Origin of the sequence: Paraburkholderia sp. BL6665CI2N2 (assembly GCF_004366535.1) — a bacterium.
GTDB lineage: Bacteria > Pseudomonadota > Gammaproteobacteria > Burkholderiales > Burkholderiaceae > Paraburkholderia.
In genome coordinates, this window is sequence record NZ_SORC01000001.1 from 3754026 (window position 1) to 3770655 (window position 16630).

General features: G+C 60.0%; 11 protein-coding genes and 2 pseudogenes. 3 read left to right on the forward strand and 10 right to left on the reverse strand.

The window, feature by feature from the left end:
• Positions 1-151: 151 nt before the first annotated feature.
• Together B0G81_RS16770 and B0G81_RS16775 are read right to left on the reverse strand one after the other, a co-directional pair.
• Positions 152-1195, reverse strand: a complete 1044-nt coding sequence (locus tag B0G81_RS16770; protein ID WP_134137707.1) for an AraC family transcriptional regulator — start codon at positions 1193-1195, stop codon at positions 152-154.
• 1257 nt (positions 1196-2452) lie between these two features.
• Positions 2453-3097: a flagellar biosynthesis protein gene (locus B0G81_RS16775; protein ID WP_134137709.1), complete on the reverse strand. Its 645-nt coding sequence runs from the start codon at positions 3095-3097 to the stop codon at positions 2453-2455.
• A gap of 905 nt (positions 3098-4002) precedes the next feature.
• Between B0G81_RS16775 and B0G81_RS16780 the strand changes: the two genes are divergently transcribed.
• A complete protein-coding gene (locus B0G81_RS16780) occupies positions 4003-4836 on the forward strand; it encodes a DUF932 domain-containing protein (RefSeq protein ID WP_134143146.1) in 834 nt (277 codons plus the stop codon).
• Positions 4837-4965: 129 nt separating this feature from the next.
• A pseudogene (locus tag B0G81_RS16785) lies at positions 4966-7203 on the forward strand (ParB/Srx family N-terminal domain-containing protein).
• A gap of 47 nt (positions 7204-7250) precedes the next feature.
• Here the strand turns inward: B0G81_RS16785 and B0G81_RS16790 are convergent.
• The 3 genes from B0G81_RS16790 to B0G81_RS16800 are packed head-to-tail and all read right to left on the reverse strand — an operon-like array spanning position 7251 to position 9232.
• Positions 7251-7985, reverse strand: a complete 735-nt coding sequence (locus B0G81_RS16790; protein ID WP_134137711.1) for a hypothetical protein — start codon at positions 7983-7985, stop codon at positions 7251-7253.
• Complete coding sequence (locus B0G81_RS16795) at positions 7975-8682, reverse strand: P-loop NTPase (RefSeq protein ID WP_134137713.1); 708 nt, start codon at positions 8680-8682, stop codon at positions 7975-7977. Before B0G81_RS16795 ends, B0G81_RS16790 begins: the two co-directional genes overlap by 11 nt.
• Positions 8683-8692: 10 nt before the next feature.
• The gene (locus B0G81_RS16800) at positions 8693-9232 is read right to left on the reverse strand and encodes a hypothetical protein (RefSeq protein WP_243856502.1); all 540 of its coding nucleotides are present in this window, start codon (positions 9230-9232) and stop codon (positions 8693-8695) included.
• Between the two features lie 695 nt (positions 9233-9927).
• Here B0G81_RS16800 and B0G81_RS16805 point away from each other — a divergent pair.
• The gene (locus tag B0G81_RS16805; protein ID WP_134137715.1) at positions 9928-10647 is read left to right on the forward strand and encodes an IS6 family transposase; all 720 of its coding nucleotides are present in this window, start codon (positions 9928-9930) and stop codon (positions 10645-10647) included.
• A gap of 145 nt (positions 10648-10792) precedes the next feature.
• On the opposite strand, the pseudogene serC reads toward B0G81_RS16805, so the two are convergent.
• The 5 genes and pseudogenes from serC to B0G81_RS16830 all read right to left on the reverse strand — a co-directional run bounded on the left by serC (position 10793) and on the right by B0G81_RS16830 (position 16611).
• Positions 10793-11887 (reverse strand): annotated as a pseudogene (gene serC, locus B0G81_RS16810) (3-phosphoserine/phosphohydroxythreonine transaminase).
• Positions 11884-12870, reverse strand: coding sequence for a RimK family alpha-L-glutamate ligase (locus tag B0G81_RS16815; protein WP_134137717.1), 987 nt, complete (start codon positions 12868-12870; stop codon positions 11884-11886). The pseudogene serC and the gene B0G81_RS16815 overlap by 4 nt, the downstream one beginning before the upstream one ends.
• Before the next feature lie 1953 nt (positions 12871-14823).
• Positions 14824-15591, reverse strand: a complete 768-nt coding sequence (locus B0G81_RS16820; RefSeq protein ID WP_243856504.1) for an energy transducer TonB — start codon at positions 15589-15591, stop codon at positions 14824-14826.
• Positions 15572-15970 (reverse strand): biopolymer transporter ExbD, encoded by a 399-nt coding sequence (locus tag B0G81_RS16825; protein ID WP_116120352.1) that lies wholly within the window; start codon positions 15968-15970, stop codon positions 15572-15574. Before B0G81_RS16825 ends, B0G81_RS16820 begins: the two co-directional genes overlap by 20 nt.
• Positions 15967-16611 (reverse strand): MotA/TolQ/ExbB proton channel family protein, encoded by a 645-nt coding sequence (locus B0G81_RS16830; protein ID WP_116120350.1) that lies wholly within the window; start codon positions 16609-16611, stop codon positions 15967-15969. Before B0G81_RS16830 ends, B0G81_RS16825 begins: the two co-directional genes overlap by 4 nt.
• Positions 16612-16630: the final 19 nt, after the last annotated feature.

Consider the following 16630-nt stretch of genomic DNA (forward strand, 5'->3'; position numbering starts at 1 on the left):
GAACGGCTTTGTGCGAAACCACTTGACGGCGGTTCGCCCGAAAACCGATCGGGCGTATCGCCAGTTGTCTTTCATCTAGGTTTGTGGCTGTCAGCGTTAGATTTCTCTTTAGCGGCCGCAGAAGCCGGCGCTTCCCTGGAAACCCATCATGTCACTTCTCATCCTGCATATTGGTCACTTTTAGTCGGGCCGCGTTTCTGCGCAATTCAGTCGGTGTTCGTCCATTCCATCGTTTGAACGCGCGCGTGAAGTTGCCCTGGCTCTCGTAGCCGAGCCGCGTCGCAATGCCGGCAATCTGAAGGTCGGTCTGCGACAGCAACTGATTCGCCAGATTGCGTCTGACGTCTTCCAGCAATTTCTCGTAACTCGTATGCTGTTCGTCGAGATGGCGATAAAGCGTGAAACGGTGGATTGCAAAAAATTCCGCGACTTTCTGCGATGTGCATCCGGTCGGTAGAAGCGTTTCGATCACCTGCCTGACCCGCGCGCTGAAGTCGTCGGTCTGGCGCGCCTCCAACTCGGTCATGTGCTGATGCAGGAAGTGCCCAAGCTGCTGGTCGTGACTCGACCTCGGCTGATCGAGCAAGGACTGTGGAAACAACACCTCGTAGTGCGCCTGGCCGAACCATACAGGCGCTTGAAAATACTGTTCGTACAGCGCGCTGGCCTTTGGCTTCCGATACGCGATCCGCACCAGTGTGGGCCGCCACGTGCGACCGAGAATCAATTCCAGAATTCTCACGTTCGCCGCGAGATACGCGGTAAGCAGATGACGCGCGCCCGGAATGCCGCCGTCGATCGACAGTGACATACAGGCGTAGCCTTCATCTTCCGTCATGCTGACATGCAGCCCGCGATACCAGACACCGCAAAAGCGGATCAGGCTTTCGACGGCCTCGCGCACCGTGGGTGCGTTTAGTACCAGAAAGCGCAGGGGCCCTGCGTTGTCGAGTGTCGCTCTTTGTCCCAGTAGAAGGCCGAGGTGTTCGCAGTCAATTAGCTTCGCTGCCGATTCGAGAATGCGGCCGTGTGAGACTGTCGACAAGGGGCTAAGTGGCGAAGCTAACGCTTCGTTTGTCACGCCGAAGGACTCGAGAAGCGCCCACGGGTCCGCACCATGCTCGCGCAAGACAGCTGGCAACGATTTGAGCGCGCCGATCGGGATGGACTTTTCCGCTTTGGGTGCGCGCTTCATGTCTGACTCTTTGAGCAATGCTGAATGGCGAATAGTCTGACGTCACTTGACACCATTTTACCGCTGTTAGGTCCCGCGTCTAATCGCGGAACAAAAGCCCTGAACCTGCGTCGCCATCCCTATGGGACTTCGCAGAATCGCGGCAGGGAGGTTGCACTCGCCCATTTACGCCGAAGCAACGGTGAAAAAACCTGGCTATGCGAACTCAGCAACGCGACGAGCGATCAAAATCGCAATCCCATGCTCATGCTCCTGCCATTGAAGAAGACTCGATGAGCACCTTGGCAAGGTAGTTCTCAGCCCGCTCCCGGAACGCCGGCGCCTTCCTGACTTCGGACCGATTTTCAACTTTTCAGTGCGAGACGCGATAGCCGAACAGAGCTAGCTGGTTGTTGGGCGACCGCACTACCACCCTCCGTCTGGCCTTTTGCGTCAGGAAAGCGTTTGGCCTACGTTGCTGACGTCGCACCCGATCCGGCCCAATGTCGGCATTTTGCCGATGAAGGAATGGTCATCTTCGCCAATCGGATGACCGGAAGCAAAGTGAAGCCGACGTCTGAACGACCGATCGACAGGACGAGCGAATGACGCTTTGTGGCCGACTGTACTCGTTCACAGACGTTGCCCTCGAGCAGCAGTCGAAGGTTTCAACGGCTGCTCTACACCGCCTTCATTGAACTGGCGTTCACGGCCGAACCGCCATTCGACACATCGACCTGGATCGTCGACAATCGGCCGGTTAGAGAACCGATGCTCATCCAATGTCGATCGACGTTCCGACAGCCGAAGGTTATGCCGAGTACGCCGCGGCCTTGGCTAACGAATGCTAAATCTCGTTCGGAGACCGTCACTGGCCGGCTCTGCAACTGATACCGAAGGTACGTGCGTGCATCCTCGATGCGGGGGCCTGCATGGGCCGCGACGCTGCAGCCTTGGCAGGGATGGGGCACTCGGTGGTAGCTGTCGTTTTTCGCGTCGGCGGCTATCAGGGGTCAGGGGAAAATTCAAAACCTTAAACGTGGAGCTATTCGCCGACCCCACGGCGACTCGGATTTCAGGATGAGACGAGACCACGCGCTATTCGCGCTTTCGGCCGTGCGTGTCGTCGTTTGGCCCAAGCGTTCTCGCCGTCAAGCAGTTGCGATGTCATCAATCTGCGGATCAAGATTCCAATTGCGATTTCTGCACGGGCAAGCCAGACGCTTCCGTCGTCTCTGCGACGAGCGATGTGGCTCACTCCTCGAGCGAATCAATTAATTAGTTCCCGCTTACCAGATCCTTTGTCCGCAGGACAATCGCCGACAGGCCTTCTTCCACGATCTCCTGCCAGTCGCTGGGAACCACAACTTGCTTGGATTCGCTAACGTGAGTCTTGACGGCCTGAGCACCATGAAGAGCACCGACATCGCCTGACAACTTCACTTCTGACTTCTGGTTAGTTTTAACTGACCAGAAGCCGGGCTGGAACCAAGCCCAGAAATCGACTATTTGTGCATTTACCGGAGAGGCGGCGGCAAAGTTGGGATCCCCCTGCTTCACGACGATGTACCCTGCCTCCTGAAAGCCTTTAGCCAATGCACTTTCAACGAGCCCGGAGACCGTCTTGCCTTCAGGGAGCACCACATCGCCGAGTGCCTTGCCATAACCGTTTCTCTTGCGACCGATCGCGCGAGCTTTCGACGCATCGCTAGAATCTTCATCGGGATCGAGCGACGCCATGTCGGCGCTCGGGGGCTTGACGGTGAAGGTGCGTTTGTCCTGGACTGATTCAATTCGCACGTACTTCCCCGTCGCAGGATTGGTGCCTTGCGGCGCCGAGACGTCGACAGTTGTGCGGCCTACCACGCATCCGGTGAGAACGGATGCGGCGAGGCTATAGATAGCGATTCGACTCAACATCATGACTGTTTTCCCTGGTCAGTTTTTCTATTTGCCAAGCCAAACATTTGGCGCTGCCTGCGACAAAGTGAATGTGCTCAGGCTGCTCTTGCGGGATCCGGAGCATAGCCGGGATGATCGCCACCTTTATTTAACGGCCGGAACTGGGAAATCTGAAGGACCGTCGAGGGGGTCGTAAGTACGCGTCCGCCGGTGCGAGAGTCGGTGCTCCGGAGCCGGCTCGGGCGAACGGCCGGTTAGCGCCGTGCTGCCGCCCGATGAGGGACGATAGCTGAGCGTCGGCAATGGCCGACGAGGAGCCGTCCAGCTTCGGGTGCGCTTCAGCAGCATCTCTTGGGCTTTGTTCGGCGCCGGTCGATATCCGGGGCTCGCAAGTGCCTGGCTTACAAGTTCGGATCGTCCTAAGCGTTCCCCCGTCACCGATTTTCGCGGCGCACGTCCTGAACGTAGCCAGCCCCCATTGACCCAACGCCTTCAGAGGCTTTCGCGCCGCAACCGGGCATTCTCGATATACGTCGAGCGGCGTCGTCTCCCGTTGGCGCAATCAATCCCTCCCGCAGTAACCCCGACCCCGTCGCCTTCTCCTGCGGCGCGTCATGCTCGGCACGTGTGTCCGGTCAACCCGCGGCATGGCATGCACCCGACTCCCGGGTTCCCGCCCTTGACCCGCGACCGTAGCCGATAGCGGGCAGGCATCAAGGGGCGAGAGACCGTGTTGCCCGCACCCCTCCCTCGCCTTTTTCCTTGACGCCTGCCCGCTACCGGCTCCTCAAGTCGCACGGGCGGGAACCCGGGAGTCAGGCGGCAGCAAAGCCAACCCCGAGTTCCACCGGGAAGTGTCCAGTCGCAACGGCAAGGCACCTCCCCTCGCCCGGTTCAGGTCCTTAACCTTGACTGTGGAGATTGCCATGCAACTCGCTTCCTCTTTCCATTACGGCTCCCCGATGCTGCGCGCTGACTCGCCCCTCTCGGACGACCAGATCCGCCGCGTGGCACCGTCCATCTTCTCGGATGGCAAACACGACAGCCGTTCCGAACGCTACACCTACATTCCCACCATCGACGTGCTGCGCGGCCTGCGCAATGAAGGTTTCCAGCCGTTCATGATCTGCCAGACTCGCGTGCGCGATCAGGGCAAGCGCGAATTCACCAAACACATGCTCCGGCTTCGCCATACCGACCAGATCACCGGCGAGGAAGCCGATGAAATCGTGCTACTGAACTCGCATGACGGCACGAGCAGCTACCAGATGCTGGCAGGGACATTCCGGTTTGTCTGCCAGAACGGCATGGTCGCGGGCGAGAACATCGCCGATATCCGGGTGCCACACGAAGGCAACGTGATCCAGAACGTGATCAATGGCGCATTCGACGTGCTCGACGGCTTCGACCTGATCCGCGAGCAGAAGGAAGGCATGCGCGCCGCGACGCTCGACCGCGACGAACAACAGGCGTTCGCCCGCTCCGCACTCGCATTGCGTTACGACCCGACCGATGCCGAAGCGCCCGCGCCCATTACCGAGGGCCAGTTGCTTGCCCCGCGTCGCTTCGAGGATCGCCGCGATGACCTCTGGACCGTCTTTAACCGCGTGCAGGAAAACCTCACGAAGGGCGGCCTGCACGGACGATCGCGCTCGGGACGCGCGATGTCCACGCGCCCCATCACCGGCATCGACCAGAACGTGAAGCTCAACCGTGCCCTCTGGATGCTCGCGGATGCCATGCGCCAACTGAAGGCTTGACGCCCCCGGGGCGGCGCACCCGCGCCGCCCCGTTCCCAGCCTTTGCGCCACAACGCTCTCCGGGTCACGTCTTGGCGCATTCAAACAGCACTGGCCCGGAACCTTCTTTCCAATGTTCTGGAGTCCATCGTGCAAAACCAAACTGTTGAAACTGTCACCGCTTCCGTTGACACCGTCGAATCCACCACCGCACTCGAAACCAATTTCGGCAACGAGCAGCCGGTCCTGACCGTGCCGTATTCCAGCCTGCGCCGCTCGCCCCTGAACGCCCGCACGAAACCCCTCTTCGGTATCCCCGGACTGGCCGCCAACATCCGCGCGAAAGGGTTGCTGCAGAACCTCGTCGTCCATGAAATCAAGGGGTCGCGTGGGAAACACCTCAAATATGGTGTTTGCGCGGGCCAGCGCCGGGAAGCTGCGCTCGATCTGCTGTTCCAGCAGAAGCACATCAACGCCGACTATCCGGTGCCTGTGCGGGTCGTCAGCGAGGGCGAAGCGCTCGCCATTTCACTGATCGAGAACAGTGAACGCGAAGGACTCGATCCCTTCGATGTGCTGCGTGCCTACCGGATGCTGGCCGAGGAAGGCCGCAGCGTCGATTACATCGCCGCACTTTTTTCCGCTTCGCCCATCACCGTTAGGCGGCGCATGAAGCTCGCCAGCGTGTCGCCCAGACTGCTCGCGCTGCTGCGCGAGGACGCGATCACGCTCGACCAGCTTGCCGCGCTCGCTCTGGCGGACGACCATGGCACCCAGGAGCGCCTCTGGTTCGAGGCAAACGAGTGGCAGCGTCAACCGCACTATCTGCGGCAGGCGATTACGCGCGCGGAAATCGACGCGAACCGCAGCCGCCTCGTGCGTTTCGCTGGCCTCGACGCCTACGAGGCAGCGGGCGGATATATCCGGCGGGACCTCTTTAGTGACGAGGAAAACGCGGGCTACATTGCCGACGCCGATCTGCTGCAGCGCCTCGTCGCCGCGAAGCTCGACGCCGCCGCCGAGGAAGTCCGCGCCGAGGGCTGGGGCTGGGTCGAAACGCGTATTGATCGCGACGTGCTGGAACTGAACCGCTTCGGCAGATTGCAACCCGTCCAGCGCCCGTACACCGACGAGGAACAGCGCGAAGTCGACGCGCTCACGGCGCACCACGACGAACTGGCCGACAGCCTCGAAGCCCTCTCGGAGGACGACGAAAACGCCTAAGGGGAAGCTGAACGCCTCGACGACGAAATGGGGCGGATCAACACCGAAATCATGGCGCTCGAAAGCCGCGCCATGATCTGGGAGGCGTCACAGATGGCTGAGGCTGGCGCGTACGTGATCGTCGGTCCACAGGGTGAACTGGTCATCGAGCGCGGCCTCGCGCGACGGGACAACACGGCGGCACTCGACGCGGCAGGCGCGACCATTTCCGGTACGCCCGAAGCCGAAGCCCTCGACACAACAGGGCCAGAGATTCCGAAGGTGAAGCCTCTCCACAGCGCGAGGCTCTGCCAGCGGCTGACCGCGCACCGCACCGCCGCCATCCATGCGGAACTGGTCACGCAGCCCGCCGTTGCACTCGCGGCCCTGCTGCAACACCTGATCCCGCAAGCGCTGCCCGGGCGCTTTGCCTTTACGACCCTGCGCGATTATCTGACGCTGTCCGGCAGGAACAACCACGACAGTCTGCTGCACGCGGCCGACGACTTGCCCACCAGCCCCGCATGGAACGCCATCGAAACCCAACGCGCGCGATGGCTTGCAGAACTGCCGGAGAAACGCCCTGATCTGCTCCCGTGGCTGATCCGCCAGGACCCCGGAACGACCTTGCTCGACCTCCTCGCGTTCTGCACCGGCACGCTGCTCGACGGCATAGAAGGCGAGGAATCGCCGCATGCAATCAACGCGCTCACGGATGCGCTGAACCCCGACATGACCCGGTACTGGACGCCGACCCGCGCCACGTATTTTGATCACGTCAGCAAGGCGCGCATTGCGGAAGTCGTGTCCGCAGCCGTATCGCCGAAGGCGGCCGCCGATATCGCGAAGATGAAGAAGGCCGACGCCGCTGCCGCCGCAGAACTGCGCCTTGCCCAAATCGCATGGGTCCCGGAAATTCTCACAGACCGCGAGATTCCGGCCACTCCCTCGTGGGCTATCCGGAAGGATGACGAGGACGACGCCGCTGGCGAAGAGGACGGCGGGGAGATATCCGACAACGAGGACGCCGACTCCGGATCGAATTCCTGTAACGGCGAGAACGAATTCAACAACACACCTCGCGACGCTGAAGCGCCTGCCGGTCCCCACACCGCACAGCCGCCGTGGCCCTTCCCGACTGCCGCGAAGCTGAACGCGGCGCAAGCTAACCCGAGCGCCGAGTAACTTCTGCCCCTGAGCCGCAGACACGGCACAGCAGACGACAGTGCCCTTCAGGGCCTGCCGTCTGCCTGGTGCAATTGCACCGCACGACAGTCCGGGCCCGTCACATACCGTCCCATCTGCAAATCTGCAACGCCACCGGCAATCGCTAACAGGCAGAGAACGGCACCGCCCAGCAGCAACAGGCGACCTATCGAGCGCGCAAACTTTTGTTCCATTCGGGTCGCCATCGCCTCAACGCGCGCCGCCGACGCATCCACCGCCCGCTCGAATGCGGCAAGCGTGCTGCCGAGCCGTTCGCCCTGCTCGCGCGCCGACACCGCCGCCGCGCCGATCAGCCGGTTACCCGCCACACGCGCGATCTGATTCGACATGCGCCCGATCAAGCCGGTTAATGCAGCCTCATTCAGGCTTGCCAGCGCTGTCCGATAACGGGCCTCATGTTCCTGGATCAGGTTTTCCGCAAGCTGGATCGTCGTCTTGCACCGCTCGAGCGCTTCCCGATGCTGCTGCATTAACGCATCGGTTGCGCCGCCGACCTCCCGGCGCGCGGCTTCGAAACTACCCTCACCGGCCCACCGGACTCGGTCCGGCATGGCTTCATACAGGCGCGCGTAGTATTCGAGTACAGCAATCACCGACCATAGCGCGTCATTGTCATGCAGGTTCAGAGCACCTGACACCCGGCGCATGCGGGCAAGGCTGGCCTCGTCCGGAACATCGCCCGAGACTTCATGAAACAGGCGGACGAGCGGGTCGACCGACCTCGACTGCCTATTGCTCATGAACCGTGCGGTCAACGTCGATGACCTGCGCGAACATCGCATCGCACAGTTCCCTCCAGCGAAAGAGCTCGGCGCGCTGCCCGATGTGCATGGTCTCTGCCGCCTTGCGGATCGAGATACGCTGACTACGCAGTTCGTCCGCGACGCGATCCGCCAGATCGGGGAAATCCAGAGACCGGCCCTTCATCTCGATCGACCGGCGAAGCTGCAATTCCTGATACAGCGTGAACTTGTCGGGTTTGCCGAAGTAACCGTTACGAACCACATGCGTCACCGTATCCGGGAACGTCTGCCCGAAGATGTGCAACAGTTCCAGACTGTCGCGCTGCCGGTTGATCACCCAGAAAACGACAAGCTGTCGCCCGAGTTCTGCGAGCGTGCGGGCCAGCGTTCCGCCGTATCGTGTCACGCCCGTCTGATTGCGCGCCGCCGTGTTGACAATGACGGCTGCCCCACGATGCTCAGCACAGAAGTTGACGAACCCGATCCATCCATCCGCGTCATCGAGGTCATAGGCGGAACACTTCATGTCATCCCGAAGCGCTTTCATGACATCCGGATTCGACGTATCGGTTTCGAGCAGCATGGCGTGGATATCATGCCGCTGCAGGTAATCGGCCAGCGCGAGGGTGACCATGCTTTTCCCGACACCGCCCTTGCTACCGCCGACCAGATAAATGGGTTCCATCACGTCCATGCTCGACCTCCTAGAGATTATCAATATCAGGCCGGATCTCAAACGCAAACGTGTCCTGACCCTGCATCGCTCCGGGCTGATTTACGCCCCTCCCCCGTTGCTGTCCCGCATCGCCATGCGCGTTGCCCATCCGCTTTGCGGTTTTCTTTCGACCCGCCGATGAATTCCCTGCGTGCCTTTCCCGTGGGCCGGTTGCTTCGGTGGCTGTATCGGAAGGCGCTGGACGATACAGCGCATATTTGACGGCGCCAATGCTGACGTCGAGCCCTTTGCGCCCAGCCTCCTGGACGATCTCTTCGAGCGTATAACCCTTCACCTGCGTCGCAGCGATATGCGCGCGGATTTCCTTCATCGCATCGCTGACACTGACGCGTTGCTCGTTCCGAGGCTTCTCCGGCAATGCATCCAGTGCGCGGACAAACTCATCCCACTGCTCCCGCGTATAGTTCTTTGCAACCGGCACGATTCGCTCCCGTACGCCGCCTTCGGGACCATCATGCGAATCGGGAATCGACGCGTCAATCCCCCTCGTGACGATGACTCTGGACAACCGGATGTCCCCGGAGGACATTGGACGCTCTCGGAACAGAAAATATTTTTTCGATGTTTCGGGCGAGCAACAGACTTGAAGGGTCAGTGCCGCAGAATCGGACGGGAGACTCGACAGACTACCGCATGGAGACGCACAACCTATCATTACTCACGTCACGGAACCGCAATCTCCGGAGGCCCAACCGTTACAGGGTGCCTGACGCAACTGAGCGTCGCTACGAACAGACTTTGTTCGGCACAGCTACAGACTCGTTATGCGCACGTCACAGACTGACACACGTGAGATTGCATACACGGAGTGGCAACCGCTCAGACTCGGAGCGCACTTCGATGCGACGCCTGGTACTACTCCGAACAAACTCGTCACAGGGGCCTCGCGAACTGCAGTCCCGCAGTGAACAGACTCATCGCGTCAATCTCGCGACCTCGCCCAACGTAGTGGTCAGCATGGACCCCATATACTTGCGGATTTTCAGCAGGAGACAAACGGAATCGCACGCATGACTCGCAGACTCAAAGGGTAGACCTCGCGGAAAACCACGAAATGCGTGACAAAAAAACGGTAATGCGATTGGGATGGCAGGATAGGCTTGCGCCGGTTTTGGGCGCCCAAGGGGCCAACGCTTGAATTCCAGGGTTCTGGTGCGAATTCGTGGTGAGCTAAAGTAGAGGCTTTAGCGGCGGTGATGCAGGATGGCGAAGAAGCTCCGGGATCTGGACGAACTGTTCAAAGGTCGGCACGTTGAACGCGAACTCATCATTCTCTGTGTGCGCTGGTATTGCCGCTACAAGCTCTCGTATCGGGACCTCGTCGAAATGATGGTGGAACGCGGACTGCACGTCGCACATACGACCATCATGCGCTGGGTCCAACGCCATGTGCCGGAATTCGAGAAGCGTTGGGCCCGTTATGCGCGCAAAACCGGCCGCTCGTGGCGCGTCGACGAGACGTACGTGAAGGTGCGCGGGCGGTGGGTCTACCTGTACCGCGCCCTTGATCGCGATAGCAATACGGTCGACTTCAGGCTCAGTCCGAAACGTGACGTGGCGGCGGCTAAAGCCTTCCTGCGCAAGGCGCTCAGAACCCAGGGCCGGGCTCCCACCAGCATCACGCTCCATGGCTACGCGGCGTCACATCGGGCAGTGCGCGAACTGCCCGGCGAAAATCCGGCGTGGCGCAACACGAAGCGCCGCTCGTCGAAGTATTTGAACAATCTGATCGAGCAGGATCATCGCGGCGTCAAGTCGCGGATTGGCCCCATGTTGGGGTTCAAGAACTTCGACTGCGCGGCCATCACGCTGGCCGGTGTCGAACTCGTGCATCGCATTCGCAAGAACCAGTTTGCCATCGGTCGCCTGCGCATCAAAGACCAAACTCCGTCTGCAATCTGGAGTGCCGTGCTTGCGCCATGAGCGACGGGGTGGCACACACTTCGCTCGCCCCCGATCCAATTTTTTGCACCACAACCGCGATAAGCAGGTGGCTGCAGCTGAGCGGGAGCTGATTTTAGAAGCGACAACTTTCGCGAATTGCCACGAACGATTAGTTCGCTTGTGCTCAAACCCGTCGCCGGGCGAACTCCAGCAACGCGTCGGCGAGACTTTTTACGGCATTTTCCGTCACCGCGTTGTAGAGCGACGCTCTTAACCCGCCGATCGAACGATGTCCTTCGAGACCGACCATGCCTCGTTCACCAGCTATGGCGACAAACGCATCGTCGAGCCGGGCATCACCGAACGTGAATGAGACGTTCATCTGCGAGCGCCAGCGAGGTGCCGAATGAATGGAGGCCGCCCCTTGCATTACGTCGAGCGCGCCATATAGGCACTGCGCCTTTCGCATGTTGATCGCCTGCATTGCTTCCAGCCCCCCAACTTCCGTGCGCAGCCAGCGCGACACCAGGTTCAGCACTTAGATCGCAAACACAGGCGGCGTATTAAAGTTCGAGCCGTGCGAAATATGCGTGCGAAAATCCAGAATAGCCGGCATCCCGTCCGGAATCCGCTCAAGCAGTTCGCGCCGAATCACCGCCACAGTCACGCCGGCCGGACCCAAGTTCTTCTGTGCATGTGCGTACATCATCGCGTACTGATCTGAACGAAACGGCCTCGACAAAAAGTCCGAGGACATGTCCGCGATGAGCGGAACATTCGTTGCATTCTCCCTGAGCGGAAACTGCAGACCCTCAACCGTCTCATTTGACACGTAGTGCAAATACGCGGCCGACGGATCGATATCCAGATCCTGAAGTTCGGGGAGTTGTCGATAGCCCGTTTCGCGGCCGTCCCAAGCGACTTTTCTGGTCGCCACCTTTGCGGCCTCGGCGGTAGCCCTGCCGCTCCAATAGCCGGACGTCACATATTCGGGCGGCGCATACGCAGGCGTCGCAAAGTTCATCGGAATCATGGCGAATTGCAGGCTGCTGCCTCCCTGCAGGAAAGTGACGGCGTATTCGTCCGAGATTCCGAGCAACTGCCGCAGATTCATTTCCGCTTCGGTCAAGATCGAACGGAACCAGTCCGAACGGTGACTCATACCAAGCACGGAAATGCCCGTCTCCGGCAAAGCGACAATAGCGGTACGAGTCTGCTCCAGCACCGTTTCTGGCAGCGCGCCAGGACCACCTGAAAAATTCAACACATTGGAATTCATTCTGATCGATATTCCTGTGTGATGGTGGCGGGATTCCAAGCCGTGCGCGCGGCGAGCAGCATTTGATGAAATGCTCTGAACACGCGGCGCATTTGCGGAAGTTTGTACGGAAACAAGGCCGCGTCGTCCATATCGTGGACGACCATAGCTGTCACGATTTCGAAAATAAGCAGTCTCCCGTCCTCTGTTTCGGAACAGTCGAATCCGACGTAGTCCAGACCTGTCAGCTCGACTACAGCGCGCAAAGCTTCGCGATGGCGCACCGCAAAGGTGGTGTCGAAATTGGCCATCAGACGCTCCTCCTCGGCCCGACGTTCAGGATGCTCGATCATTTCCGCGTATGGGTAGTGAACCATCCAGTGCGCCGAAATGCCCATATGACACAAAAACGGCGTCATTCCGATCATCACGATCCGGTATTTTCGGAACAGACCGTCGGCACTGCTGTAGTCGATGAAGGGCGCGATGTAAAACTCGGCGGCAGCCGAGCGATCCACGTAATCGACAAGTTCCGCGGCGGACGAAACGCGCTCCAACCCTTCGCCGGCATGCGATCCGACCGGGCGGATGATGAGCGGATAATGCGCGTCCGGCACGAAGAGGTTGTTGGAACGACCTGCAAGCAGATCCAGAATTTGAGCACGCGAAACGCGTGTCGTTGGCGCCATACAAATGCCCCGAGAGCCTCCCAGCAGCGCGTAGGCCGCTTCGCACGTCGTATGCGCGATACCTTCGGGCAGGTTGAGCACGCGCTTTGTTGTCGTGTGTAATAAGGAGGCGATCAGGTCAAGAGCTGCAGTATTCTCGTCCAGTGCGCACGCCGCCACCAACACGACATCATGCTCTGGCAACCCGCGTTCCTGCGTGGAGTGCCCGTCGACATAGAGCACTTCGACCTGCGGGTCGGCGTGTGGTGCGTCCACCCCGTACTTCGACACGACGCTTGGCGTGACAAGCCGCTTCTTGGCTTGCTGACCGGACATGCGGGAATTGGGCCAGGATTCTTGGCGGGCGCGGTGTCGGTCACTTGCTCAACGGCGGGCGCCTTGGCGTTGAATTCCATGCGACGAGATATGCCGCCCGCATCCTCTGCGCAACCGTTGGCCGGGATCCCACAGTACGACGAAGACTAGAGACAAGCCACTCCGTGAGATTGAGGGACGACAACCCCACCACCACTAGGCTTAACGCCTCGTGGACCACGCCATCAAGACGCATGCCCGCATCGACGTCATGCTCAACTATACGAAACTCACGCCTCGCTCGCTCGACGCTTGAACGCTTGCACGTAGGGGAGTGCGATCGCATGGTCGACGTCAACATTAAGGGCGAGTTGTACGGCGTCGTCGCTGCGTTGGAGTTGGCGATGGTGGCTAATAAAGCACACGTCATCAACGTCTTGTCGGCGACTGGACATAAGTTCGGTCCATGCATTGGACCGACATACAAGAAGGTCCGCCGGAATCCGGCTATGACTTGATGTCGTTGTGTGGATCGCGCAAAAACAAAATGCGGCTAGGCCCAGACTCTGCGGGGTTTGCCGCCGCTTCTGGCGGAGAGGGAGTGATCGAACAGCGCTGCGCTCTGCGGAGTGATAAACCTATAGGAGCCTAATCGATGTTTCGATCTGAGCAGCGATCCACCACCTTGCAGTGTCCTCATAGAGATTCCCTCAGGCTGTTATCGATAGGCCGTACTAGTATCCAACGCGCATTCCTGGTTTTCCTGAGCGAATGAACTGCTGCTCCGCCGCCCTACAGTTGGACCGCTGGCAGCCCCCGAGCCGTCAGAAATGGGACTGCGTTACCAGTAAACAGGTTGTCGCGAGCACAGTTCGCGCATTGATATACGAGTCTCAATCTCGTGAGAAGCGAATGCGCGCCGGCCCCTCGACGCGACCCAAAATTCCGCTTTGTTCCCGGGAGAGCCGTCCGTCCTGTGGGGGCAAACGTGGGGGCAAAATCACCCCAAACGAAAAAGGCTCTCAGAGCCGAAGCCATGAGAGCCTTATATCTATTGGTCGGGGCGAGAGGATTTGAACCTCTGACCACCTGCACCCCATGGAAGGAACAAAGCTCCCCAGCCTGAAGAGCCTGCCCGGCGTCACGGAATTCGACACCATCCGCCATGGAACAGCGTCCTGTGGAATCCAATAGTTTTGCGTATACATATACGTATATGCACCGCAAATAAAATAATTTTTTAATTTAAAATCAAGCACTTAAACAGCATATTCGAGTCCTCTCCTGGGTACCATAAAAATAGATCCGGATTAGTTGCTGGACGATGTCCGTGAAAAAGCCCGCTTTGGCGGGCTTTTTGTTTTTGGAGGTCCCTGGAAGATGTTCGTGTCCCACCATAAGGCGACGTCGAATGAGTACGTTTTCGAGTACATGAAAGTTCGAGCCCCTGGAAACGTACTCACCACACGCCTGGCATCTTTCCCTTCCCGATAGACTGGCACCACACACGGGCCAAGTTTTTCCTTTTGACCTCCACCACTATGCCGCACGGCCCACACCGTGCGTCGCAAGGGATCGCTGACGAGCTGCTGCATCGGCTTGGCGATCTCGGCAACGCGTGCCTTTATCTCGTCACGACCGCAGTCTCATAGCTCCTGACATTTCGATCAACGTCGGCGACTATCTTACAGCTCGGCCCTTAAGCTTCGTCGTGAAATGCTGCGACATGTTCTGTGCGAAATGCCACGGGCCCATCAGCATCACAAACAGACTCTCCCCTCCCCCGCGGCCGCTCGATGAACGCGGACAAACGAGCCCAACTCGGCCGGACCCGACGTTCGCCCATTCACCTCGCTATGGCCGTTCACCGTGCTCTTTCGGCCGTTCGCATAGCAGAGTCGCCTGCTGCGTACACCGACCCCTGTCGGCCTCGAAGCCGGTCATCTCGCGCTACTGCCGGAGAGCCGCTGTGCATCAACTCACGTTAAAGTGCACGCGAATGTCTTGCCGGGTTTCAACCGGGTGTCCGTCTTGCATTGCGGGAAAAAAACGCCAGCTTCGCAAGGTCTCGAGAACTATCTGATTGAGACGCGGGTACTGCGTAGGCTTGATAAGTTCGACCGCGACAGATCCGTCCGTATGGATGACGAGGCGGGCTGTGGCGACCGTCTGGTAGGCCTGCTCCCGCAATTCGTCGGGCACCGGGGGCAGCGGCTGCGCGATTGCCCGCGCGGGCGAGTTGCCGGTAGGCGAACCCGCAGATGTCTCCTGAGTGCCTGGCGAACCGATGGCAGGCGACGGCGATGATAGCGCCGCGGTCGCCGTCTGTGCCGGCGAACCGGTCTCGGGCTTCGCAACCGGCGCGGATTCCGGGGCGTGCGTCGTCAGCGGTGCCTTCGCAGCAGGCATCGGCGTGCGAACTGGCAGCGTGGGGGTATGTGCTGGTTTGAGTGACGGTTGTTTTGGTGGGGCGACCGTGTGCGGCTCAGTGCTCGCCTGTGATGAGCGTGTTCTGACCATGGGCGGCGTTGGACCGGGCTCTGGTACGTCAACGACGCTCACCTCCAACGGCTGCTGCAGCACCCGCTCGCGTGCCGGTCCCGGATCCAGGCAGCGTCCGAGCACTACAAGAAAAAATCCCCATGCAAATGCACCCAGCGCCGCGGCAATCGTGAGCCTGACTTTCCGGTTGTCACACGCCTCGATGCGGAGTCGCGAAAGTCTACTCACGATGAACTGCAACGAGAAAATGTTCCGCGCCGGCGCGTCGGGCCGCCAGCATTGCCCGCACGACAACGCCGTGCCCCGCTGCATCATCGGCGGCGACAATGACGTCATGGTCTGGGCGCAGTGCGCGCCTTATGGCAGGCTCCACCTGATCGAGCCGAACCGGTTCGCGGTTGACAAAAATCCCGTTGCCGCGGTCGACCGTCAAAGTGGGTGGACCCTCCACCGCCATCTGTTGCGCATGACCCGATGGCAGGTTGACCTTCACGGCGTCCAGCCGTTGCATGGCGAGCGATGTCAGCATGAACGTAGCGAGCAGGAAAAACATCACATCGATCATCGGAATGATTTCGATGCGGCCGCGCTTCGCGGCACGGGAGCGACGAAACTTCACGGCGTATTACCGCCCGTTTCGGAAGCGAGGCGGATCCCGCTAAGGCGTTCATTTGCGAACGCTTCGAGTTCGTCCATCAGCCGCTCGAGGCGCCGGGAAAAGTAGTTGAAGGCGAACAGCGAGAACAATGCGACGACCAGGCCAACCGCTGTCGCCACCAGTGACTGGGCGACGCCGCCGGTGACGCCGCCCGGATTGACCAGACCGCTTGCGCCGAAGAGCTGGAACGAATGCATCATGCCCACGATCGTACCCAGCAACCCTAGCAGTGGCGCAGCGGTCACGATCGTTTCGAGTACCCAGAAGCCCCTGCTCATATCCCGCTCGATCGCTGAGGCGATCACTTCGGTCTTCGCCTCGCGATACCAGACAGGCACAGACGGCTGGCGCGCAAGCGGCTCGCTCAGGCGTCGGAAAACATGCTCCGCCGGCAGCGAATCAAATGCCTCAACGATTGCGCCGGGCGACGCGTCGGCGGTAACCGGGGCGCACAGACTTGCGCCGGGCCGGCGGGCGAAACGCGTAAAGACATATGATCGGTCAACCACAATCGCGATCGCCACGATCGCAAGCAGGCTGAGCGGGTAGATGACCCACCCGCCAAGCTGCACGGCGTCCATAAGATTCATCCAGTCTTTCATTCCGGCATCCTTTGGTCAG

Excerpts from the sequence above, each read along its gene's own strand:
- B0G81_RS16815 (WP_134137717.1), bottom strand. The coding sequence starts at position 12,870 with ATGTCCGGTCAGCAAGCCAAGAAGCGGCTTGTCACGCCAAGCGTCGTG.
- B0G81_RS16770 (WP_134137707.1), bottom strand. The coding sequence starts at position 1,195 with ATGAAGCGCGCACCCAAAGCGGAAAAGTCCATCCCGATCGGCGCGCTC.
- B0G81_RS16805 (WP_134137715.1), top strand. The coding sequence starts at position 9,928 with ATGGCGAAGAAGCTCCGGGATCTGGACGAACTGTTCAAAGGTCGGCAC.
- B0G81_RS16795 (WP_134137713.1), bottom strand. The coding sequence starts at position 8,682 with ATGGACGTGATGGAACCCATTTATCTGGTCGGCGGTAGCAAGGGCGGT.
- B0G81_RS16775 (WP_134137709.1), bottom strand. The coding sequence starts at position 3,097 with ATGATGTTGAGTCGAATCGCTATCTATAGCCTCGCCGCATCCGTTCTC.
- B0G81_RS16830 (WP_116120350.1), bottom strand. The coding sequence starts at position 16,611 with ATGAAAGACTGGATGAATCTTATGGACGCCGTGCAGCTTGGCGGGTGG.
- B0G81_RS16780 (WP_134143146.1), top strand. The coding sequence starts at position 4,003 with ATGCAACTCGCTTCCTCTTTCCATTACGGCTCCCCGATGCTGCGCGCT.
- B0G81_RS16790 (WP_134137711.1), bottom strand. The coding sequence starts at position 7,985 with ATGAGCAATAGGCAGTCGAGGTCGGTCGACCCGCTCGTCCGCCTGTTT.